General features: G+C 59.3%; 23 protein-coding genes and 1 riboswitch. Of the genes, 9 read left to right on the top strand and 14 right to left on the bottom strand.

Annotation, left to right across the window (positions count from 1 at the left end; genetic code table 11):
• Window positions 1-72 precede the first annotated feature (72 nt).
• Window positions 73-741: a polysaccharide lyase family 7 protein gene (locus CRO59_RS17560; protein ID WP_097089026.1), complete on the top strand. Its 669-nt coding sequence runs from the start codon at window positions 73-75 to the stop codon at window positions 739-741.
• A 92-nt stretch (window positions 742-833) separates the two neighbouring features.
• Here CRO59_RS17560 and CRO59_RS17565 read toward each other — a convergent pair whose 3' ends face one another.
• The 8 genes from CRO59_RS17565 to tkt all read right to left on the bottom strand — a co-directional run bounded on the left by CRO59_RS17565 (window position 834) and on the right by tkt (window position 8967).
• Complete coding sequence (locus CRO59_RS17565; RefSeq protein ID WP_097089024.1) at window positions 834-1223, bottom strand: hypothetical protein; 390 nt, start codon at window positions 1221-1223, stop codon at window positions 834-836.
• A 319-nt stretch (window positions 1224-1542) separates the two neighbouring features.
• A complete protein-coding gene (locus CRO59_RS17570; RefSeq protein WP_097089022.1) occupies window positions 1543-1968 on the bottom strand; it encodes a hypothetical protein in 426 nt (141 codons plus the stop codon).
• 621 nt (window positions 1969-2589) lie between these two features.
• On the bottom strand, window positions 2590-3654 hold the full coding sequence (fba, locus tag CRO59_RS17575; protein WP_003229012.1) for a class II fructose-bisphosphate aldolase: 1065 nt from the start codon (window positions 3652-3654) through the stop codon (window positions 2590-2592).
• Between the two features lie 270 nt (window positions 3655-3924).
• On the bottom strand, window positions 3925-4257 hold the full coding sequence (locus tag CRO59_RS17580; protein ID WP_097089020.1) for an MliC family protein: 333 nt from the start codon (window positions 4255-4257) through the stop codon (window positions 3925-3927).
• A gap of 57 nt (window positions 4258-4314) precedes the next feature.
• Window positions 4315-4536, bottom strand: coding sequence for a hypothetical protein (locus CRO59_RS17585; protein WP_007961876.1), 222 nt, complete (start codon window positions 4534-4536; stop codon window positions 4315-4317).
• 34 nt (window positions 4537-4570) lie between these two features.
• Window positions 4571-5734: a phosphoglycerate kinase gene (locus CRO59_RS17590; protein WP_027610625.1), complete on the bottom strand. Its 1164-nt coding sequence runs from the start codon at window positions 5732-5734 to the stop codon at window positions 4571-4573.
• 26 nt (window positions 5735-5760) lie between these two features.
• Window positions 5761-6819, bottom strand: a complete 1059-nt coding sequence (gene epd / locus CRO59_RS17595) for an erythrose-4-phosphate dehydrogenase (protein ID WP_027610624.1) — start codon at window positions 6817-6819, stop codon at window positions 5761-5763.
• A gap of 150 nt (window positions 6820-6969) precedes the next feature.
• Window positions 6970-8967, bottom strand: a complete 1998-nt coding sequence (gene tkt, locus CRO59_RS17600) for a transketolase (protein WP_097089018.1) — start codon at window positions 8965-8967, stop codon at window positions 6970-6972.
• Between the two features lie 258 nt (window positions 8968-9225).
• Between tkt and CRO59_RS17605 the strand changes: the two genes are divergently transcribed.
• The 4 genes from CRO59_RS17605 (at window position 9226) to CRO59_RS17620 (ending at window position 13833) form a co-directional block, all read left to right on the top strand.
• On the top strand, window positions 9226-10221 hold the full coding sequence (locus tag CRO59_RS17605; protein ID WP_097089016.1) for a metalloregulator ArsR/SmtB family transcription factor: 996 nt from the start codon (window positions 9226-9228) through the stop codon (window positions 10219-10221).
• Window positions 10222-10239: 18 nt separating this feature from the next.
• Window positions 10240-11430: a methionine adenosyltransferase gene (metK, locus tag CRO59_RS17610; protein WP_027610621.1), complete on the top strand. Its 1191-nt coding sequence runs from the start codon at window positions 10240-10242 to the stop codon at window positions 11428-11430.
• 235 nt (window positions 11431-11665) lie between these two features.
• On the top strand, window positions 11666-13342 hold the full coding sequence (gene ligB / locus CRO59_RS17615) for an NAD-dependent DNA ligase LigB (protein ID WP_097089014.1): 1677 nt from the start codon (window positions 11666-11668) through the stop codon (window positions 13340-13342).
• A 95-nt stretch (window positions 13343-13437) separates the two neighbouring features.
• Entirely contained in the window at window positions 13438-13833 is a 396-nt protein-coding gene (locus CRO59_RS17620) for a DUF1090 domain-containing protein (RefSeq protein ID WP_007961884.1), read from the top strand.
• Between the two features lie 126 nt (window positions 13834-13959).
• Here the strand turns inward: CRO59_RS17620 and CRO59_RS17625 are convergent, their stop codons facing one another.
• Window positions 13960-14409: a cytochrome c gene (locus CRO59_RS17625; protein ID WP_027610619.1), complete on the bottom strand. Its 450-nt coding sequence runs from the start codon at window positions 14407-14409 to the stop codon at window positions 13960-13962.
• A gap of 128 nt (window positions 14410-14537) precedes the next feature.
• Between CRO59_RS17625 and CRO59_RS17630 the strand changes: the two genes are divergently transcribed.
• Window positions 14538-15722: a murein transglycosylase A gene (locus CRO59_RS17630; protein ID WP_027610618.1), complete on the top strand. Its 1185-nt coding sequence runs from the start codon at window positions 14538-14540 to the stop codon at window positions 15720-15722.
• Window positions 15723-15862: 140 nt separating this feature from the next.
• On the opposite strand, the gene CRO59_RS17635 is transcribed toward CRO59_RS17630, so the two are convergent.
• Window positions 15863-16246 carry an MAPEG family protein gene (locus tag CRO59_RS17635; RefSeq protein ID WP_027610617.1) on the bottom strand — a complete coding sequence of 128 codons (384 nt, stop codon included), beginning with the start codon at window positions 16244-16246 and terminating at the stop codon, window positions 15863-15865.
• A gap of 39 nt (window positions 16247-16285) precedes the next feature.
• Window positions 16286-17119, bottom strand: coding sequence for an EamA family transporter (locus tag CRO59_RS17640; protein WP_097089012.1), 834 nt, complete (start codon window positions 17117-17119; stop codon window positions 16286-16288).
• 155 nt (window positions 17120-17274) lie between these two features.
• Here CRO59_RS17640 and CRO59_RS17645 point away from each other — a divergent pair, with 155 nt between their 5' ends.
• On the top strand, window positions 17275-18537 hold the full coding sequence (locus CRO59_RS17645; protein ID WP_027610615.1) for a sodium:proton antiporter: 1263 nt from the start codon (window positions 17275-17277) through the stop codon (window positions 18535-18537).
• 31 nt (window positions 18538-18568) lie between these two features.
• Here the strand turns inward: CRO59_RS17645 and CRO59_RS17650 are convergent, their stop codons facing one another.
• Window positions 18569-19432 (bottom strand): LysR family transcriptional regulator, encoded by an 864-nt coding sequence (locus CRO59_RS17650; RefSeq protein WP_097089010.1) that lies wholly within the window; start codon window positions 19430-19432, stop codon window positions 18569-18571.
• A 91-nt stretch (window positions 19433-19523) separates the two neighbouring features.
• Between CRO59_RS17650 and CRO59_RS17655 the strand changes: the two genes are divergently transcribed.
• A complete protein-coding gene (locus CRO59_RS17655) occupies window positions 19524-19937 on the top strand; it encodes a VOC family protein (protein ID WP_027610613.1) in 414 nt (137 codons plus the stop codon).
• A 39-nt stretch (window positions 19938-19976) separates the two neighbouring features.
• Window positions 19977-21266, top strand: coding sequence for a cation:dicarboxylate symporter family transporter (locus CRO59_RS17660; RefSeq protein ID WP_256578457.1), 1290 nt, complete (start codon window positions 19977-19979; stop codon window positions 21264-21266).
• A gap of 2 nt (window positions 21267-21268) precedes the next feature.
• Here CRO59_RS17660 and CRO59_RS17665 read toward each other — a convergent pair whose 3' ends face one another.
• A complete protein-coding gene (locus CRO59_RS17665; protein WP_097089006.1) occupies window positions 21269-22165 on the bottom strand; it encodes a formate/nitrite transporter family protein in 897 nt (298 codons plus the stop codon).
• 160 nt (window positions 22166-22325) lie between these two features.
• A complete protein-coding gene (locus CRO59_RS17670) occupies window positions 22326-22733 on the bottom strand; it encodes an acyl-CoA thioesterase (protein WP_095137509.1) in 408 nt (135 codons plus the stop codon).
• A gap of 196 nt (window positions 22734-22929) precedes the next feature.
• Window positions 22930-23028: riboswitch (S-adenosyl-L-homocysteine riboswitch) on the top strand.
• Window positions 23029-23035: the final 7 nt, after the last annotated feature.

Raw genomic sequence — 23035 nt, forward strand, 5'->3', positions numbered from 1 at the left:
ACTGCCGCCCGAAAAGGCGCGGGCTAGAGCTTCTGGCACTCGCGTTCAGGATGAATTGAGTGGAAAACCGACATGATCGATCTCGCAACCTGGAACCTCAGCGTTCCCGTCGGCAGTCCGCCGTACACCGTCGAAACCTCCAAACTGGTGAATGGCTTCAAGGATCAGTACTTCCATTCCGACACCGGCACCCTGTTTTTCTGGTCACCGGTGACCGGGTCAAAAACCGAAAACGCCATCTACCCGCGCACCGAACTGCGCGAAACCTTCAGCAACGGCACCCTGCGCAACTGGTATTACCCGGACGCCGACAACACCTTGCGCGCAACCCTCGCGGTGAACAAGGTGCCCAGCTCGGGCAAGATCGTCATCGGCCAGATCCACGCGTATGAAAGCCAGAAGCCGATGGTCAAGCTCGAATACCAGTACAAGACCAAGACCGAAACCGGCAACCTGGTGATCAAGGTGCGCATGCACCCCGATGACGACGAAAGCCGCGTCATCACCCTCGCCACCGGCATCAAACTCGACCGCGAATTCAACTACCTGATCCACCTCAGCCCCGGCGGTGCACTGGGTGTGAGCGCAGCGGGTTATCAGTGGGATTCACAAGTCAGCGCGACGTGGCGCAACAAGCCGCTGTACTTCAAGGCCGGGGTGTATGTGCAGGACAACACCGGGTATACCAGTGAAGGTGGGCAGGTGACGTTTACCAAGCTGGATATTGATCACGATAAATAACACTAACATCGCTCAACCATCGGACAATGCAAAGATCAATAAACTGGCAGACTCCAAGAGTCTGCCGTATTACTTAAGGCCAGTATCAAAAACTAACGCCTGAACGTAAACGTCCCCTTAGCTGACAACTTTCCTTCAACGAGGTCGAACTCGCCTACAGGATACGGGCTTACCTGTGTCAATCTCAACATACCGCTTGCATACTTATCATTTTCAATGCCATCAAATTCTAAATGCGCTCTCACGGGCTCATCTTTTCCGTCCAGCGTGTACACGTCAACCGCAAGATTATCTCTGAATTTAAGGTTCATATAATAACTATGTCCACCTAGCTCCCTTTGCTTCGTATTAATATAAAAAAACCCATCCCTATGGGTTAGGTGGCCTCCGCCCTCAAATTTTTGCTCATCATAACTTTCATGCTTGAATGTAACTTCCATGAATTCAGGAATTTCTATTTTGATGCTTTTATTAGTGCTCATATTTTTCATCCGAAAAGGAAGTAAAACAGAAGAATAACCACCTACCAGCGACAGTACACCTGTAATATCTGACAGGCGCTTATATCCGTTCGCATTTGGTAGCTGGCCTTGAACTACAAAAAACAAGCAAAGCCCTAACTTTCCATACTACCGACATCAACTATACGAGTGCTGGCGACTCAAACAGATCCGCCCCCGCTTCCTGCGTTTACCAAGCTGGATATTTATCACGATAAATAGAACTTACAGCCCTCAACTATCGGACAATGCAAAGCTTAATAAACCAGCAGACCGCCGGCACAGCTTTAACCAGTATCGACTAAGACCACTTCATGTACTCAAATTCACCTGCTGCTGAGAAGACGCCTTCTTCATAGATATCAAAGGTGCCTTTTGGGTAATCTCCACTTCTTGACAAATTAAACTTGCCGCTAGCCTGCCGATCACCATTTATATCATCAATCTCCAAATGCGCGCTAACGGGTGTATCTTTTCCACCCAGCTCATAATTCTCGTCAACTTCAAGGCCTGCCTTAAAGGATAATGACAAATAATACTTGTGACCTTCAAACTCTCTGTACTTTGGAAGAAGTTGAAAAGACTTTTCCCCCTTATATAAAAACCCATAATCTTTAAATTCCATTGGATGATCACCATACTCTTGATGCTTGTATGTGATTTTCATAGAACCAAATAACGAGTCATCAACGCCAGCGTCGCCTTTTATTTCCTTTTCGTTTTTCATTTCTATCTTTCCGAGAGACCAGGTGAAACCCAATAGTAGGCGGCCTCATATTTCGGCACACCTGTAATATCTGACAGGTATTTATATCCCTTTGAAATAACAAATCCGCCTTTAACAAAGAAACCACTGGACAACCCGGACGTGCGATTTACCAATCACTCACCCATAAGAAACCCGCCTCTCGGCGGGTTTCTTATATGGACAGCTATTGCCTCAATCCATCACGAAGTAAAAAAGAAGTCACATGTCTGTGGATTTTAAAGCCAGGGGGCTTACTCTGGTTGCTTAGGGCGTGTGAAAGGAGCTGGCCCCTTGGAGTTTTTGAGGTCTTCCGTTTTTGGCTCAACTGGCTGGGTAGCCGGGGCCGGGCCTTTGGGGTTAACGTCCTTTGTAGTCATTGCTGTGTACTCCATTACGAGGTGGAGTCTTATCTTGTGAGTATCGCTTGAGATTGCCTACTGTCAGATCTGACAGTCATTGAGATCTATTGGAAATAAGCAGAACTCAGTTAGATCAACTTATCATGCACTCCTCATGAACAGTGTCGCTACGCGAAAAAATCACACCCAAAAAAAACCCGCCTCTCGGCGGGTTTTTATCAGCGCAGCTTAACGTTCAGGCTTAGTTAACCTTGGCGTTCAACTCACCCTTCAGATAACGCTGGAACATCGCTTCCAACGAGATCGGCTTGATCTTCGAAGCATTACCGGCAGTACCGAACGCTTCATAACGAGCGATACACACATCGCGCATCGCCGTCACGGTCGCGCCGAAGAATTTACGTGGGTCGAATTCGCTCGGATTGGTGGCCATCAGGCGACGCATTGCGCCGGTGGATGCCAGGCGCAGGTCGGTGTCGATGTTGACCTTGCGCACGCCGTACTTGATGCCTTCGACGATTTCTTCAACCGGTACGCCGTAGGTTTCTTTGATGTCGCCGCCGTACTGGTTAATGATCGCCAGCCACTCTTGTGGCACGGACGAGGAACCGTGCATCACCAAGTGGGTGTTCGGGATGCGCTTGTGGATTTCCTTGATGCGGTCGATCGCCAACACGTCGCCGGTAGGTGGCTTGGTGAACTTGTAGGCGCCGTGGCTGGTACCGATGGCGATGGCCAAGGCATCGACCTGGGTCTTCTTGACGAAGTCAGCGGCTTCTTCCGGGTCGGTCAGCATCTGGCTGTGATCCAGAACGCCCTCAGCGCCGATACCGTCTTCTTCGCCGGCCATGCCGGTTTCCAGCGAACCCAGGCAGCCCAGCTCGCCTTCAACCGAAACGCCGCAGGCGTGAGCCATGGCAACAGTTTGTTGGGTAACGCGGACGTTGTATTCGTAGTCGGTCGGGGTCTTGCCGTCTTCGCCCAAGGAGCCGTCCATCATTACCGAGCTGAAGCCCAGTTGGATCGAGCGCTGGCAGACGTCAGGGCTGGTGCCGTGGTCCTGGTGCATGCACACCGGGATGTGCGGGAATTCTTCGATCGCGGCCAGGATCAGGTGACGCAGGAACGGCGCGCCGGCGTATTTGCGAGCGCCGGCCGAAGCCTGGACGATCACCGGGGAGTCAGTCTTGTCAGCGGCTTCCATGATGGCGCGCATCTGCTCAAGGTTGTTAACGTTGAAGGCTGGAACGCCGTAGCCGAACTCGGCTGCGTGGTCCAGCATCTGGCGCATGCTGATAAGTGCCATTGTGTGTGTCTCTCCCGGTTGAGGGTCGTTAATCGTGCCAGCCTGCCGGAGCGGCGGCGGCTATTCAAGTGATTGCAGATCGGGGGTCGAAGCCCGGTCTGGTGATTCGATAAAGCAAATTCTCAAGAACTACGCAGAACTCTGTGGGAGCGAGCTTGCTCGCGAATGCATTTCAACATTCAACACAACTGCAAGCTGAACCAGCGCTTTCGCGAGCAAGCTCGCTCCCACATTGGGATCCGCTGCCAAATTAGATCTATGGTGTGTCAATTACTGCGCCTTGCAGCCGCGACCGATCAGGTCATTGGTGGCGACCCAGTACACCAGGCCTTCGTCACCCTTGACGTGAAACGCCAGCATGCCGTCGCTGTACAGCACGCCCGAGGCGCCCGGCTCTTCTTTAAGGCGATAGACCTGATCACCGCCACCCAGCCGAACATCGACTTCCTTCTGGCCGGCATCGGCGTAACGCCACAGCACTTTGGCCTGGCTGTCGCAGGTCCAGGTGGTCCAGCTGTCCGCAGGTGCGGACGACTGAAACAGGTTCAACTGCGCGCAACCGCCCAACAATGCCAACGCCACAATGGCGATCAAGCCTTTCATCCGTGTTCCTCGACTGACAGCCAACGCCGTCAGCCCTGAGTTAAAGAGTCAGACCGGTCAAGGACAACCATGTTCCTTGGCCGGGGTTTGCGTCTCGTATTTGTCCAGACCGTCCGGCCCCGAGCGCTTGTTCAGCACCGGGTTGGTTTCGGCCTGCCAGTCGGCCTGATAGCAGCCTTTCTGTGCCGCATCCGGCGCAGGTGTCGCCTCGGCCTTCGGGTTACTCCCGCAGGCCGCCAGCGTACCGGTGAGCAACAACAGCGCTAACGACTTGACCATCTGAACACTCCTTTGCCTGGCCAAACGGGCGGCCTCAGGCCTTGGCCCGGCTTTCCAGGACTTCAACGGCCGGCAGCACCTTGCCTTCGACGAATTCGAGGAACGCGCCGCCACCGGTGGAAATGTAGGAGATTTGCTCGGCCACGCCATATTTATCGATGGCCGCCAGGGTGTCGCCACCGCCGGCGATGGAGAACGCGGCGCTGTCAGCGATGGCCTGGGCCAGCACCTTGGTGCCGTTGCCGAACTGGTCGAATTCAAACACGCCGACCGGGCCGTTCCACAGAATGGTTTTCGACGATTTCAGCAGTTCGGCGAAGTTGGCCGCGGTTTGCGGGCCGATGTCCAGAATCATGTCGTCAGCGGCAACGTCAGCGATCAGCTTGACGGTGGCTTCGGCGCTTTCCGCGAACTCCTTGGCAACCACCACGTCCACCGGCAGCGGTACGCTGACCTTGGCGGCGATGGCGCGCGCGGTGTCCAGCAGGTCCGGCTCGTACAGCGACTTGCCGACCGGGTGACCGGCGGCAGCCAGGAAAGTGTTGGCGATGCCGCCACCGACGATCAGCTGATCGCAGATCTGGCTCAGGCTGTTGAGTACGTCGAGTTTGGTCGACACCTTGGAGCCGGCAACGATCGCAGCCATTGGCTTGGCCGGTGCGCCCAGTGCCTTGCCCAGTGCGTCCAGCTCAGCGGCCAGCAACGGGCCGGCAGCGGCGACTTTGGCGAACTTGGCCACGCCGTGGGTCGAACCCTCTGCGCGGTGCGCGGTGCCGAAGGCGTCCATCACGAACACGTCGCACAGGGCGGCGTATTGCTGGGCCAGCTCGTCAGCGTTCTTTTTCTCGCCCTTGTTGAAGCGCACGTTTTCGAACAGCACGATGTCGCCGGCCTTGACGTCAACGCCGCCCAGGTAATCGGCCACCAGCGGCACGTCGCGGCCCAGGGCCTTGCTCAGGTAGTCAGCGACTGGCTTGAGGCTGTTCTCGGCGGAGAACTCGCCTTCGGTCGGACGGCCCAGGTGTGAGCACACCATCACCGCCGCACCTTTTTCCAGGGCCAGCTTGATGGTCGGCAGCGAAGCCAGGATACGCGCATCGCTGGTGACAACACCGTCCTTGACTGGGACGTTGAGGTCTTCGCGAATCAATACGCGCTTACCTTGCAGATCGAGGTCGGACATCTTCAACACGGTCATGGGTCGCACTTCCTGAGTAGCTGTTCTTAGAGAGCAGGTTTTTTTGAAATCGCTGTTTGCAGATAGTGGTCTGCAACGTCCAGCATTCGGTTGGCAAAACCCCATTCGTTGTCGAACCAGGCCAGGATGTTCACCAGTTTGGGGCCGGAAACACGGGTCTGACTGGCATCGACGATGGCCGAATGTGGGTCATGGTTGAAATCACAACTGGCGTGCGGCAACTCGGTATAGGCCAACAGGCCTTTGAGCGGGCCGTTGGTGGCGGCCTCGCGCAGGATCCGGTTGACCTCGTTGGCATCGGTCGCGGTGGCGGTCTGCATCGTGATGTCGAGGCAGGACACGTTGACCGTCGGCACGCGTACGGCTTTGGCCTGAATTCGCCCGGCAAGTTCCGGCAGCAGACGCTCGATGCCACGTGCCAGACCAGTGGACACCGGGATCACCGACTGAAACGCCGAACGGGTGCGGCGCAGGTCTTCGTGGTGATAGGCGTCGATCACCGGCTGATCGTTCATCGCCGAGTGAATCGTGGTGATCGACACGTAATCCAGGCCGATCGCCTTGTCCAGCAGCCGCAACAGCGGCACGCCGCAGTTGGTGGTGCAGGAGGCGTTGGACACCAGCAGTTCATCGCCAGTCAGGCAATCCTGATTGACGCCGAAGACGATGGTGGCGTCGACATCCGCCTCGCTGGCCATCGGTTGCGAGAACAGCACGCGTGGCGCGCCGGCGTCGAGGAAACGCTGGCCGTCTTCACGGGTGTGGTAAGCGCCGGAGCACTCCAGCACCAGGTCGACGCCCAGCGCCGCCCAGTCAATGCCTTCGGGGGTGGCACTGCGCAGGACCTTCACGCAGTCGCCATTAATATGCAGACAATCGCCGTCTACTCGCACTTCGCCGGGAAAGCGGCCGTGGGTGGAGTCGAAGCGTGTCAGGTATTCGATGCTGGCCATGTCCGCCAGATCGTTGATCGCGACAATTTCAAACCCGGCCTTCTCGCCACGCTCGAACAACGCACGCAAGACGCAACGACCAATCCGGCCGTAGCCGTTGAGTGCAACTTTGTAGGGACGCGGTTGAGGCATGGGGTTCTCGATTACCGTGGTGAATCGGGTAGTGCGATGTTGCCTGAACCAACGCCTTCGCGAGCAGGCTCGCTCCCACAGGGAAATACATTCCAATGTGGGAGCGAGCCTGCTCGCGAAGGCGTCAGCTCAGACGACATCTTTTCCAGATCAGTCTTCCAGCAGCTCTTCAGCCTGACCCAGGATGTTTTCCAGGGTGAAGCCGAACTCTTCGAACAGTGCCGAAGCCGGAGCCGATTCGCCGTAGGTGGTCATGCCGATCACGCGACCTTCCAAACCCACATACTTGAACCAGAAGTCGGCGTGAGCCGCTTCGATCGCAATACGTGCGCTGACATGCAACGGCAGAACCGATTGCTTGTAGCCGGCGTCCTGCGCATCGAACACGCTGGTGCACGGCATGGAAACCACGCGCACCTTGCGGCCTTGCCCGGTCAGCTTGTCGTAGGCCTGAACGGCCAGACCGACTTCCGAACCGGTGGCGATCAGGATCAGCTCAGGCTCGCCTGCGCAGTCCTTCAACACGTAACCACCGCGGCTGATGTCGGCGATCTGGCCGGCATCGCGTTCCTGGTGCTGCAGGTTCTGACGCGAGAAGATCAGCGCCGAAGGGCCGTCCTTACGCTCCAGCGCATTTTTCCAGGCCACTGCCGATTCAACGGCATCGGCTGGACGCCAGGTGTCGAGGTTCGGCGTGGTCCGCAGGCTGGTCAGTTGCTCGATCGGCTGGTGCGTCGGGCCATCTTCGCCCAGACCGATGGAGTCGTGGGTGTAGACGTGGATCACACGCTTCTTCATCAGCGCCGACATGCGTACCGCGTTGCGCGCATATTCCATGAACATCAGGAAGGTCGCGCCGTAAGGCACCAGGCCGCCGTGCAGGGACACGCCGTTCATGATCGCGGTCATGCCGAATTCGCGCACGCCGTAGTACATGTAGTTGCCGCTGGCGTCTTCAGCGCTGACGCCTTTGCAACCTTTCCACAGGGTCAGGTTGGAACCGGCCAGGTCAGCCGAACCGCCGAGCAGTTCCGGCAGCAGCGGGCCGAACGCGTTCAGGGTGTTCTGGCTGGCTTTACGGCTGGCGATGGTTTCGCCTTTGGCCGCCACTTCAGCAATGTAGGCCGAGGCTTTTTCCGCGAAGTCAGCCGGCAGTTCGCCGCTCAGACGACGGATCAGCTCGTTGGCTTCGGTCGGGAACGCCGCGGAGTAGGCAGCGAAACGCTGATCCCACTCGGCTTCGGCAGCGCGACCTTTTTCCTTGGCATCCCACTCGGCATAAATGTCGGCCGGGATTTCGAACGGGCCGTAGTTCCAGTTCAGCGCCTGACGGGTCAGGGCGATTTCCGCGTCACCCAGTGGGGCGCCGTGGCAATCTTCCTTGCCCTGCTTGTTCGGCGAACCGAAACCGATGGTGGTCTTGCAGCAGATCAGGGTCGGCAGCGGGCTCTTGCGCGCGGTTTCAATGGCGGTCTTGATCTCTTCCGGATCGTGCCCGTCGACGTTGCGGATCACCTGCCAGTTGTAGGATTCGAAACGCTTCGGGGTGTCATCGGTGAACCAGCCTTCGACTTCACCGTCGATGGAGATGCCGTTGTCATCGTAGAAGGCGATCAGCTTGCCCAGGCCCAGCGTACCGGCCAGGGAAGCGACTTCGTGGGAAATGCCTTCCATCATGCAGCCATCACCGAGGAACACGTAGGTGTGGTGATCAACGATGTTGTGGCCAGGACGGTTGAACTGCGCACCCAGGACTTTTTCCGCCAGGGCGAAGCCGACGGCGTTGGCCAGACCCTGACCCAGCGGGCCGGTGGTGGTCTCGACGCCCGGGGTGTAACCGAATTCCGGGTGACCCGGGGTGCGGCTGTGCAGTTGACGGAACTGCTTAAGGTCGTCGATCGACAGGTCGTAACCGGTCAGGTGCAGCAGCGAGTAGATCAACATCGAGCCGTGGCCGTTGGACAGCACGAAGCGGTCACGGTCGGCGAACGACGGGTTGCTCGGGTTGTGCTTGAGGTAGTCGCGCCAAAGTACTTCGGCGATATCTGCCATACCCATAGGGGCACCGGGATGGCCGCTGTTGGCTTTTTGCACGGCATCCATGCTGAGGGCACGAATGGCGTTGGCACGCTCACGACGGCTAGGCATCGCTGATCTCCTGGGTGTGAATAGATTGAAACGGAAAAAAGGAGGGCATTTTCCCTCACCGGAGCGCCTCGGGGCAATGACAGATAGTCATCCGAGGGCGTTTTTCCCGTGCTGGACGGCGGTTTCGTCTGGTGAAACCTTTCCGCTGTTCGTTTGTAGAGTTAACCAGCCAGTGAGAAGTGCCATCTATGGAGCAATATCAAAACTTTTTGATATTGCCCTTGCGGCGATTTCCCACCGTCACTAGACTGCTGCCCCATGAACTTACGCGTGCCTTCCATTCGCCATGACGACTGCGACGAGCTGGCGGCCCTGTGCAAGGCCGGTGGCGACCCACTGCGCCTGAATGTATTGCGCGCGCTGGCCAACGACTCGTTCGGCGTACTGGAGCTGGCGCAGATTTTCGGCATCGGTCAGTCCGGCATGAGCCACCACCTAAAAGTGCTGGCCCAGGCCGATCTGGTGGCGACACGCCGTGAAGGTAACGCGATTTTCTATCGCCGCGCCCTGCCCCACACCGAATTGCTGGGCGGCAAGTTGCACGCCGCATTGTTAGAAGAAGTCGACAATCTGGCGCTGCCGGACGACGTGCAGACGCGCATCGCCCAGGTCCACGGACAACGCGAAGCCGCCAGTCAGGACTTTTTCACCCGGGTTGCGGAGAAATTCCGCGCCCAGCAAGACTTGATCGCAGGCCTGCCGCAGTACCGTGACAGTGTGCTGGCCCTGCTCGACAAACTGAACTTCAATGGTGCTGCCACGGCCATTGAAGTCGGCCCCGGCGATGGTGCTTTCCTGCCGGAACTGGCCCGTCGCTTCGGCACCGTAACCGCGCTGGACAACAGCCCGGCGATGCTCGAACTGGCGCGTCAGGTATGTGAACGTGAACGGCTGGCTAACGTCAGCCTGCAATTGGCCGATGCATTGAATGGCACCAGCCTTCAGGCCGATTGCGTGGTACTGAACATGGTGTTGCACCATTTCGCCGCGCCGGCCGAAGCGCTCAAGCACATGGCCGGCCTGCTGCAACCGGGCGGTAGCCTGCTCGTGACAGAGTTATGTAGCCACAACCAGAGTTGGGCCAGGGAGGCCTGCGGTGATCTGTGGTTGGGGTTTGAACAGGACGATTTGGCCCGTTGGGCCACCGCTGCGGGACTCGTTCCCGGGGACAGCCTCTATGTAGGCTTACGTAATGGTTTCCAGATCCAGGTTCGCCACTTTCAGCGACCGGCTGGCGACACTCACCATCGGTAAATTCAGGAAAACATCGAGATGAGCGAATACTCCCTCTTCACCTCCGAGTCCGTGTCTGAAGGACATCCGGACAAAATCGCCGACCAGATTTCCGATGCGGTGCTGGACGCCATTATCGCCCAGGACAAACACGCACGCGTTGCCGTGGAAACCCTGGTCAAGACTGGCGTTGCCATCGTGGCCGGTGAAGTGACCACCAGCGCCTGGGTCGATCTGGAGCAGATCGTTCGTGACGTGATCTGCGACATCGGCTACACCAGCTCCGAAGTCGGCTTCGACGGCGCGACCTGCGGCGTGATGAACATCATCGGCAAGCAGTCCCCTGACATCAACCAGGGTGTTGACCGTGCCAAGCCTGAAGATCAGGGCGCTGGCGACCAAGGCCTGATGTTCGGCTACGCCAGCAACGAAACCGACGTGCTGATGCCAGCACCGATCACCTTCTCGCACCAGTTGGTACAGCGCCAGGCCGAAGCTCGCAAATCGGGTCTGCTGCCGTGGCTGCGTCCGGACGCCAAATCGCAAGTGACTTGCCGTTACGAAGGCGGCAAGGTGGTCGGTATCGACGCCGTTGTTCTGTCGACCCAGCACAACCCTGAAGTGTCCTACAAAGACCTGCGCGAAGGCGTGATGGAGCTGATCGTCAAGCACGTGCTGCCTGCAGAACTGCTGAGCAAAGACACCCAGTTCCACATCAACCCGACCGGCCAGTTCATCATTGGCGGCCCGGTAGGTGACTGCGGTCTGACCGGTCGCAAGATCATCGTCGACAGCTACGGCGGCATGGCCCGTCACGGCGGTGGCGCGTTCTCCGGTAAAGATCCATCGAAGGTTGACCGTTCGGCTGCCTACGCTGGCCGTTATGTTGCCAAGAACATCGTCGCTGCCGGCCTGGCCGAGCGTTGCGAGATTCAGGTGTCCTACGCCATCGGTGTCGCTCAGCCGACTTCGATCTCGCTGAACACCTTCGGTACCGGCAAGATCAGCGATGACAAGATCATCAAACTGGTGCGTGAAGTGTTCGACCTGCGTCCATACGCAATCACCACCATGCTGGATCTGCTGCACCCGATGTACCAGGAAACTGCAGCCTACGGCCACTTCGGTCGTGCTCCGCAGACCAAGACGGTTGGCGAAGACACCTTCTCCACCTTCACCTGGGAAAAAACCGACCGCGCCGACGCTCTGCGTTCCGCTGCTGGTCTGTAAGCCCTCCCCGGCGGCAAAAAAGCCCCGCACGGTTCGCGCCGTGCGGGGCTTTTTCATGCCTGAAATACCCTCCCAATATCAATAAAGCCCCCCTGTGGGAGCGGGCCTGCTCGCGAAGAGGCCAGTGCTGGCGACCCGAGTTTGGGCATGGAAACACAATGCAAAACACCCACCCGGGGCCTCTCTGAATCCTCGCCTAGCCTTAAAGCATTCCCCCTGAGCAAGGACGCTCAAAATGCTTGTCACGCTGCGCCTGTTTTCAGTTCTTTTGCTGAGTTTCACCCCTCTGATCGCCCATGCAGCCTGCCCCGACTGGCCATTCGGCAAAGCGCAAGTTGAAATCTCGGCTCTGCAACAGCAGATCGACCAATGGGACGACGCCTACCACCGCGAAGGCCGCTCGCTGATTGCCGACGAACTCTACGATCAATCGCGCGTGCGGCTCATCGAGTGGCGCCAGTGCTTCCAGCAACCCGCAGCGCCCGAACCGTTGCGCAGCGCGTCTGGCTCCGTCGCGCATCCAATCGCCCACACCGGTCTGGACAAGCTTCACCAAGCCGCCGCCGTTCAAGCATGGTTAAAGGATCGGCAGGATGTCTGGGCACAACCCAAGGTCGATGGCGTCGCAGTGACACTGATTTACCGCCGGGGCCTGTTGCAGCAAGCGATCAGTCGCGGCGACGGGGTCAGTGGTCAGGACTGGACAGCGTCGGCGCAAAAGATCGCTGCCATTCCGCAACAACTGACCCAACCGCTGGACCTGCTGGTGCAGGGCGAGCTCTACCGGCGCCTGAATCAGCATGTGCAAGCCAGCGCCGGCAGCGTCAACGCCCGCGCCACCGTTGCCGGGCTGATGAGCCGTAAATCCTTGAGCACAGAACAGGCGTCCGGGATCGGCCTGTTCGTCTGGGACTGGCCGCAGGGGCCGGCGAATCTGCCCGAAAGAACAGCGGCACTGGCGACATTGGGTTTCGCCACGACGGCGCCATTCAGTCAGGCCATCGCCAACCTTGAAGAGGCGCAGCAGTGGCGTGAGCACTGGTATCGATCACCCCTGCCCTTCGCCACTGACGGCATTGTCCTGCGCCAGAGCCAGCGCCCACCGGCTGAGCGTTGGCAGGCGAGCGCGCCCTACTGGGCCGTCGCCTGGAAATACCCGTTTGCCCGGGCGCTGGCCGAGGTGCGCAAAGTGAACTTCAAAGTAGGTCGCAGCGGACGCATCACGCCGGTATTGGAGTTGTCGCCAGTGATGCTCGATGACCGCGAGATCAGACGCGTCAGCGCCGGCTCCCTCAAGCGCTGGCAGACGCTGGATATCCGCCCCGGTGATCAAGTGGCAATCAGCCTGGCCGGGCTGACCATTCCACGACTCGACAGTGTGGTGTTGCGCACCACCGAACGGGCCGCTCTCGAGATTCCCGACACGCGCGATTTTCACGCCTTGAGCTGCTGGCAACCGACACCCGGTTGTGAGAGCCAGTTTCTCGCGCGCCTGACCTGGCTCAGTGGCAAGCAAGGGCTGGCGCTGCAGAATGTCGGGCGCGGTACCTGGGAGAAACTTCTGGAAACAGGCCGCCTGAACAACCTGCTGGATTGGTTGACCCTCGACGAGCCAGAGCTTGCTAACATTGCCGGCTTCGGCGAGCGCAGCAGCGCACGTCTGATCAACAGTTTTCACAGCGCCCGCCAACGGCCGTTCACCCAGTGGCTCAAAGCATTGGGTTTACCGCCAACCGGTCAGGCACAACTGGCCGACTCGTGGCAGGCGCTGGCACAACGCGACACCGAACAATGGCAGGCAGAAGCCGGAATCGGCCCGGGCCGCGCGGCGCAATTGAGCGCATTCTTCCGCGACCCGCAGGTGCTGGCCTTGAGTGACACATTACGCGCCGCCGGAATCGACGGTTTCTGATCACGCAATCCCCCGGCAGCCGGGAACCCAAGGGCCGTCAGACGCTCAAACAGCGCAGTGCCCCCGACCCGACTGCCTTTGCACATGGAGCTTTTATGAAATTTCTTGCACCGCTTGCCTTGCTGACTCTCTGTGGCGTTCTGGCCGCGCCTGTGATGGCTGACGAAGATGCACCGGGCCTGACCGGTTGCGCCGCGAAGAAGCAGGGCATCATCAATCAGCTCGAGCAGGCGAAATCCCGGGGCAACACCGATCAGCAGGCCGGTCTGCAAACCGCTCTGGATGAAGTGACCAAGAACTGCACCGATGCCGGCCTGAAGAAAGAACGCGAAAACAAGGTGCTGGAAGCCAAGCACGAAGTGAGCAAGCGTCAGGCGGATCTCGACAAGGCGATGAAGAAAGGCGATCCGGAGAAGATCAACAAGCGCAAGGACAAGCTCGCCGAGTCGCGCAAAGAGCTGCAGGATGCGCTGGACCAGATCGACAAGTAACCGTTAATGCGGGGAATTTGATGCCCTCTTCGCGAGCAAGCCCGCTCCCACATTTGATTTGTGAACGACACAGATCCAGTGTGGGAGCGGGCTTGCTCGCGAAGGCGTCAGCTCAAACAACAGAAATCAATGATCGCGAAACTCTTTATGGCAAGCGCTGCAGGCATCCTCAACCTTCTGCACCGCAGGCCCGAGGTTACTGGCCTTGTACGGCTGAACCTTGCTGGCGATCACCAGTTCACCGGTGGCCGCCTCAAGGTTACGGGCCAATTCCTGAAAGCGGGCCTGACGCAGCCAGACATCGTCCTTGGCGCTGGTGTGATCTTCTTCACGCACCTGCGGGAAATGCTTCCACGGTTCATGCGACAACGCATCAAGCTTCACCGCGCCTTCGGCGAATTTCGGCCCGTCGAACGGAATGCGTCCGCGCAACATGCCGCCCAGGTCTTCGCCGGTCTTGAGCATCTGCTTGAAGATCGCCTTGCGTTGCCCCAGCGGAGAATTCGGATCGACGCCGCCACAGGCGGACAAGGTCAGACAGGCCAGCAATACAACAGAAATTCTTTTAAGAGTCATGGTGGCTTCAGGTCACGGAATTCGGCGGCCAGTATCCTCGCGTCGCCGACAAACACCAATAGCCCTATTAAAAATACGGGTTGCCGGAGCGCATGGAGCACTTGGGCAACCGGCACAGGAATCACTCCATGAACAGCCGTTTCAAGGCCTGGCGTCACCCACTGATCGCAACCCTGCCACTGCTGGCAATCCTTGCCGGCTGCACCGGTGGCGACACTGCCAAACCGAAAACCCATGCCTTGGCCACTTATTCCAGCGCCACTTGGGAAGCCTTGCCGGCGGTGTCCGACAGCGATCTGGTGGCCGGTTTCGGTTCATGGCGCAGCGCCTGCACCCGACTCAAGGCTGATCCGGTCTGGGGCGGCACCTGCGCGGCAGCCGCCAACGTGCCGCAAAGCGCCAACGAGATTCGCGCGTTCCTCAAGCAGAACCTCGACGTGTTCGGACTGCGCGCCGAGCATGACAACCCCAACGGTCTGATCACCGGTTACTACGAACCGGTCTACCCCGGCAGCCTGACGCCCACCGAGGTGGCGAACGTGCCGGTGTACGGCGTGCCGGAAGACATGATCATCGTCTCGCTGGACAGCATTTACCCGGAACTGAAGGGCAAGCGCCTGCGTGGCCGTCTCGAAGGCCGAGTGCTCAAGCCGTATGACGACGCGGCGACCATCGAGTCCAAAGGCGTCAAAGCGCCGGTAGTGGCGTACCTGACCGATCCAATGAACCTGCAGTTTTTGCAGATCCAGGGTTCCGGGCGGATTCAGACGCCGGATGGCAAACAACTGCGCATCGCCTACGCCGACCAGAACGGCCACCCGTATCGACCGATTGGTCGCTGGCTGGTCGAGCAAGGCGAGCTGAAGAAAGAAGACGTGACCATGAGCGCGATCAGCAACTGGGCCAAGGCCAATCCGTCGCGCATCCCGGAACTGCTGGGCAGCAACCCGAGCTACGTGTTCTTCACCCGCAACCCGGACAGCAACGAAGGCCCACGCGGCTCGCTCAATGTGCCGCTGACCGCCGGCTACAGCGCAGCGGTGGATCGCAAGGTGATTCCGTTGGGCAGCCTGCTGTGGCTGTCGACCACCCGTCCGGACGGCAGCGCTTTGGTTCGCCCGGTCGCGGCGCAGGACACCGGTGGCGCGATTGCCGGCGAGGTGCGTGCGGATCTGTTCTGGGGCACCGGCGATGCTGCCGGGCAACTGGCCGGGGACATGAAGCAGCAGGGGCAGATCTGGATGCTCTGGCCTAAAGGTGCGGCGTTGCCGCAAGTACCGCAGGTGGCCGATACGGTTAAAGACAAACCTTAAGCGCCTCGGCGCCAGAGCTACCGCCTTCGCGGGCAAGCCCGCTCCCACAGGGTTCTTTGGTGTACACAGGATTTGTGCTCGCCATTGATACCTGTGGGAGCGGGCTTGCTCGCGAAGAGGCCGGCAGCAACACCCGAGATTCAGACCGACACAAAGAAGAACGCAGCAATCAGCCCCATCCCGACAAACCACACCAGCGACCGCAAGATCGCCCAATCCGCCAGGTAGCAGATGATGTACAGCAGGCGACTGGTGATAAACAGCACCGCCAGCACATTCACTGTCACTAGCTGCGCCGTGCCCACCAGATGCGCAACAATCACTGCGGCAGCAAATGCCGGCATCACCTCGAAGCTGTTCAACTGCGCCGCATGCGCCCGTCGGGCGACGCCGCCCACGCTATCGAGAAAATCCCGAGGATCATGATTGTCACTGAGCCTGAAACCGCCTGAGACCTTGGCCACGATCGTGCACACATACGGCAGGAAAATCGCGATCAATACACACCACAGAGCCACCGTCATAACGCCGTCCTTTTTTCGAGTGTTGGAAATGGCGGGCGGTCAGAACTTCATCACCAGCATGCCGATCAATACCAGCCCACAGGCTAAGAGCCGCGGCCTGCCGAAAGGTTCTTTCAGGTAGCGCATGCCGAACAGCACCACCAGGATCACGCTGATCTCACGCAAGGCCGCCGCCTCGGCAATCGAGCCCAACTGCATCGCCCACAGCACCAGAGCGTAGCTGAACAACACGCAGAACCCGACCGCCAGGCCCAGCTTCCATTGCTCGCGCCAGAACACCAGAAATGCCGGGCGTTTCGCCACCCACGCCAGCAACGGAAACGGCCAGGCGCTGAACAGCGTGACCCAGACCAGGTAATCCAGTGGATGCGACCAGCGCCGCAAGGCCTGACCATCGATGTAGGTGTAGCAACCGATGCACAAGCCGATCAGCGCCACCACCGGTAGCATCGACCAAGGGAGATGTTTGCCACCACCGCCCTGCCAGAGCAGGCAGGCCATACCCAGCGGAATCAGCATGATCCCGAAGATCTGCTGCGCAGTGAGCACTTCGCCGGCGAAGATCAGGGTCAGCGCCAGCACCACCAGCGGCGACAACCCGCGCATCAGCGGGTAGACCAGCCCGAGGTCGCCGACCCGATAAGCTTGAATCAGCAGATAGCGATACAGCAGTTCGAATGCCGCGGAAGCCAGAATCCACGGCCAGATTCCCGTCGGCGGCAGGCTGATGAATGGAAATGCCAGCGCCACGAACAGCAGCGCCACCGTGTCCATGCACGCCACCACCAGCAGCCGTTCGGCACTGAACTTGATCAGGGTATTCCACGTCGCATGCAACAGCGCCGCCATTAACACCAGAACTGTCGCCGCCACGTCCCACTCCTTGATTTTTTTGTTGACCCTACACCAATGTCTGCGGCTGACCAACCGAGGGGGCATGATTGTGTCCCCACCCCGAAACAGCCCATCCAACCTTTGCACCGAAGAATCGGGGCGCTGTCTTTCCACCCCCATCCAATGGAGCCCGGATGCTAGAACTTGTCGCCGCTTTTATCTGCCTCACCACCCTTCTCACCTTCGTCAATTACCGCTTCATCGGCCTGCCGCCGACTATCGGCGTGATGGTCACCGCGCTGATGTTCTCCCTGTTGCTGCAAGGCCTGAGCGTGCTCGGCTATCCCGGCCTCGAAGAGCGCGTGCAGCAACTGATCGGCCAGATCGACTTCGGCGATCTGCTGATGAACTGGATGCTGTCGTTCCTGCTGTTCGCCGGCGCCCTGCACGTCAACCTCAACGACCTGCGCAGCTACCGCTGGCCGATCGGCCTGTTGGCCACTTTCGGCGTGCTGATTGCCACCGTCGTGATCGGCAGCCTCGCTTTTTACATCTTTGCCCTGTTCGGCTGGCACGTGAGCTTCCTCTACTGCCTGCTGTTCGGCGCGCTGATTTCGCCAACCGACCCGATCGCAGTGCTCGGCGTACTGCGTACCGCCAATGCTTCGAAGCCGCTGAAAACCACCATCGTCGGCGAGTCGCTGTTCAATGACGGCACTGCGGTGGTGGTGTTCACCGTGCTGCTGGGCATCGCCCAACTGGGTGAGACGCCGACCCTCAGCGCCACGGCCATGCTGTTCGTGCACGAAGCCATTGGCGGCGTGCTGTTCGGCGGGCTGATCGGTTATGGGGTGTACCGGATGATCAAAAGCGTCCAGCAGCATCAGATCACGGTGATGCTGACCCTGGCGCTGGTGATCGGCGGTTCGGCGATGGCCACCGAGCTGCACGTCTCGGCGCCGATTGCGATGGTGGTGGCCGGTCTGATCATCGGCAACCTGGGGCGCAACCTGGCGATGAACGACATGACCCGCAAGTACCTCGACGGCTTCTGGGAGCTGCTCGATGACATGCTCAACGCGCTGCTGTTCGCACTGATCGGCATGGAGCTGTTGCTGCTGCCGTTCAACTGGGCGCACGTGGCGGCGGCCAGTTTGCTGGCGCTGGCGATCCTGCTGTCGCGCCTGCTCACCGTGGCCCCGGCCATTGTCCTGCTGCGGCGCTGGCGCACGGTGCCGCGCGGCACCATCCGCATCCTGACCTGGGGCGGTTTGCGCGGCGGGGTCTCGGTGGCACTGGCGCTGGCCCTGCCGCTGGGCCCGGAGCGCGATCTGCTGCTGAGCATCACCTACATCGTGGTGCTGTCGTCGATCCTGCTGCAGGGTCTGACCATCGGTAAACTGGTCAAGCACGCCACCCGTGACGAGCCGACGACCGTGGCTGAACCCGCACACTGATGTATCACCGCAGCGCCGTCGTGCCCCCCCCTCACGACGGACCGCACAGCAAATCAAGCAGATGCCGCATCGCCAATGGGCGGTGCGGCGTCGAGCCATGCATCACCACCAATTCGCGCGCATGACGCTGCCCGTCCTCGACCGGTAATACGTACATCCCTTCCAGCCTCATCCCTGCCCACTGCGGCACCAGCGATACGCCCATCCCCTGCGCGACCAGCATGACGATCGTTTCCAGCGCATCCAGTTCGCACAGCACGTTGGGCTCGATGGCGTGTTCATCGAGGTAGCGCTGAGCAATCTGCCCACCCCACGAGCGTGCGTCATAACGAATGAACGGATGAACGCGCAACAGCGTTTCCAGCGACTGCCCGGCGTACGCGGCTGGAGCCACCAGAATCAGCGGCTCTACCTTGAGTACGACCAGTGCCAATGCCTTGGGCGGCTGGAATGGAGGCCTGACCAGAATCGCTGCGTCCAACTCCCCTGCAAGCACCTTCTCGTAAAGACTTTTCGAGTCACCCGGGGTGATCTTCAGCTTCAAATCAGGTGCTGCAAGCGCCAATCGCTCGATCAAGGTGGGTAACACGCCGGTCAGCGCTGTGGAAATTGCACCGATTGTCAGCTCACCGGCCAACCCATCGGGATGCAGATCGCTCTGTAGATCCTGGGCCAATTCGATGATCGCCCTGATCTTCGGCAGAATCAGCAGGCACTGGTCCGAGGGCCTGGCTGCGTGCGCGGTACGCAGCAGTAACGTGCAACCCAGCAATCTCTCGAGCGCCTGGACGCGCTGACTGATAGCCGCCGCAGTGCGACTCTCGCGCCGTGCCGCTGCCGCAATCGAACCGGTCTCGACCACCGCCACCAGACTTTTCAGAAACCGTACATCCATAAGTTTTCCTTTCGCTCAGAACAAGGCGAAGTCGTTATGCCCCGCCGCACGGTCTGTTTACCCTGAGCGCTCCTTCACTTGGGGACATCGCATGAACAGACCTTTTCACGCTGCATACCATGTTTGCGACCTGGAACAGGCGCGGACTTTTTATCGAGATGTGTTGGGCTGCACCGAAGGCCGCAGTACCGAGACATGGGTCGACTTCGACTTTTTCGGCAATCAGCTCTCGCTTCATGTGGGCACGCCCTTCACCACGACCCGTACCGGCCAGGTTGGCGATCACAAAGTATTGATGCCGCACATTGGCGTCGTCCTGCCGCTGGAGGAGTGGCTGGAGCTGGCCGATCGTTTGAGCCGCCTCGGCACAACGTTTGAAATCCCTCCGGTGATCCGCTTCGCCGGCGAACCCGGCGAGCAGCGCACGATGTTCTTTCTCGATCCCAGCGGCAATCCGATCGAGGTCAAGGGTTTCAAGGACTTCGACGGTCTCTTCGCACACTGAGCTTCACCCCAACAAACACAACAACAAAAGGGGCACATCATGACTACCAGGAAACCCACCAGTCTGGTCACCCGCATCATGCTCGGGCTGGCAGCCGGAATAATCGTCGGCATCCTTCTCAACCAGTTTCCCGAACACAAGATCTGGTTCATCGACAATCTGCTGCAACCGGCCGGTGACCTGTTCATCAGGCTGATGAAAATGATCGTCGTACCGTTGGTCTTTGCGTGCATGGTCGTCGGCATCGCCGGGGCAGGCAGCACCAGGGCATTGGGCCGGGTCGGGATAAAGACGCTGGTTTATTTCTTTACCATCACCAGCATTGCCATCGTCTTCGGACTGATCGTCGGCAATGTTTTTCAGCCCGGCGCCGGCGCGGACTTCAGCAGCACCCTGCAATCACCGGCCATTGGTCTGGCGAATACGGGGGACACACAGAACCTGGGCCGAACTCTGGTGAACATCGTGCCGGACAACATCGTCCTGGCCATGTCCCAGGGCAAGCTGCTCTCCGTGCTGTTTTTCGCGATCCTGTTCGGCTGTGCCCTGTCGATGCTGCCCGAGCCGCAGAAGGCGCCATTGATCGCCGTGATTCAGGCGGTATCGGACACCATGTTCAAGGTCACGCATCTGGTCATGCACTATTCACCCATCGGCATCTTCGGCCTGATCGGGGTCACCGTGGCCAGCTTCGGCCTCAGCGCGTTGCTGCCGCTGGCGAAGCTGATCGGCATCACTTACGTCGCGGTGTTGCTTTTCGCGTTGGGCGTGCTGGGGCTGGTGGCGCGGATGGCCGGCATTCGCTTTTTCCACCTGATTCGGGAAATACGCAGTGAATTGATACTGGCTTACAGCAGTGCTGCGTCGGCCACGGTGATGCCACAACTGATCGAGAAAATGGAGAAGTATGGCGCTCCGCGCCCGATCACCAGCATGGTCATTCCACTGGGGTACTCGTTCAACCTTGATGGCGCCTCGCTGTTCGCGGGACTGGGCACGCTGTTTATCGCCCAGGCGTACGGGATTGATCTGGGTCTGGCGGATCAGGCCATGCTGGTGCTGATCATGGTGTTGACGTCAAAGGGCGCGGCGGGAGTGCCGGGTTTCATGTTCATCATACTCACAGCGACCCTGACCACCGCCGGTTTGCCAGTGGAAGGCGTGGCAATCATCGCCGGCGTCTACCGCTTGATGGACATGCCGGTCACCGCGCTCAATGTGTTGGGCAATGCACTGGCACCGCTGGTCATCGCGCGCTGGGAGGGACAGCTCAAGGCACCTGAAAGCGAACCGACGACAGACCCGGTCAGCCCGCCGCTCAAGGCCTGAAACTATCGGGGCTTGCTGTCGGATTCATCTTCGCGGGGTTTGCCGGAGTTCGGTTTATCCGTCTTGGGCGCCCCGCTTTCGCTGCGGATCTGCGCATGGCTGATCAGGGCGAAGATGAAACTGCCGCCGATGATATTCCCCGCCAGCGTGGGCCCGGCAAACACCATCCAGAAATCACTCCACGGCAGCTCGCCGGCAAACACCAGATACGACACTTCCGCCGAACCGACCACGATGTGGGTGAAGTCACCCAGCGCCATCAGGTAGGTGATGAGGATGATGATCCACATCTTCGCGCTCTCCATGGACGGGATCATCCAGACCATGGTGGCGATCATCCAGCCTGAGACGATGCCCTTGGCGAACATCTGACTGGCGTGGTTTTCCATGACCTTGCGGCCGATTTCAAGGAAGGCGTGATCAGTCTTGGTGTCGAAGATCGGCAGCTCGAGCATCACGTACGCCACCAGAATCGTCCCGCACAAATTGCCGAACAGGACAACGCCCCACAAGCGTATCAGCCGGCCGAAGTTTTTCAGGGTCGGTTTGGTCATCACCGGTAGAACGGCGGTCAGGGTGTTTTCGGTGAACAATTGCTGGCGGGCGAGAATCACCGCGAGGAAACCGGCGCAGTAGCCGAAACTGGCGATGACCTTGAATTCGTCGCCCTCGGGCAGGCGCGAATTGAGCAGGCCCATGCCCATCAACGACAGGCCCATGGTCAACCCGGCAGCAAGCGCCGACCACCACAATGCAGCGATGCTGCGCTCCAGTTCCTGATCGCCCTGAGTGCGGATGATTTCATGCAGAACCGCCGCGCGGGGCGGCTGGTTTTTCTCGACTTCGTGCTGTTCATCGGTCGAGAGGTTGGGGGTCTTGCCGTCTGTCGGGGTGGTCATGGCGTGGGAACCGTGGGGGGTGGTGTTTACCTACGACCCCGGCGGTTCATGGCTGTTCAGTGGCCAGATGATTCTTCGCTGACTGAACAACCGCCTTCGCGAGCAAGCCCGCTCCCACAGGTACAGCGTGATCCTGCTCGCGAAGGGCGCGCCGCCGGTGTTAGTTGCTGACCAGTTCATCTTCCTTGAACTGGTCTTTGACGTACTTGATCTCGGTGCGACCGTGCGGCGCCGGCAGGCCGTCTTCGCCGAGGTTGACGAAGACCATCTTCTCGACCGTGAGGATGCTCTTGCGGGTGATCTTGTTGCGCACTTCGCAGGTCAGGGTGATCGAGGTACGACCGAACTCGGTGGCGGTGATGCCCAGCTCGATGATGTCGCCCTGGCGCGAGGCGCTGACGAAATTGATCTCGGAAATGTACTTGGTCACCACGCGCTGATTGCCCAACTGGACGATCGCGTAAATCGCCGCTTCTTCGTCGATCCAGCGCAGCAGGCTGCCGCCGAACAGGGTGCCGTTGGGGTTCAGGTCTTCGGGTTTTACCCATTTGCGGGTGTGGAAATTCATGTTCACTCCTGAGCGTTTGCCGAAAGATGGCGCCATCTTGGCAGACCGGGCGGTCAGGCTCCATGAGCCTTCTACTATGGTCGCTATTAGCGATCTTCATCTGGCCGACAGAAACCCTTTGGAAGATCAGTCTAGACGGCTATAATCGCCCCCGTTTCAAAACGGTAACCTTCACTTGCTACCGTTTTCCCGCCACCTGTCCGAGGGGCGCTGCAGCAGGATCAACCTGTCAGGCTCGGATGGGGCGTTGACTGGCCACGGCCGGACACTAAACGCACAACGGCGCCCATTCGCATACATTA

Source organism: Pseudomonas sp. LAMO17WK12:I5 (genome assembly GCF_900215165.1).
Lineage (GTDB): Bacteria > Pseudomonadota > Gammaproteobacteria > Pseudomonadales > Pseudomonadaceae > Aquipseudomonas > Aquipseudomonas putida_A.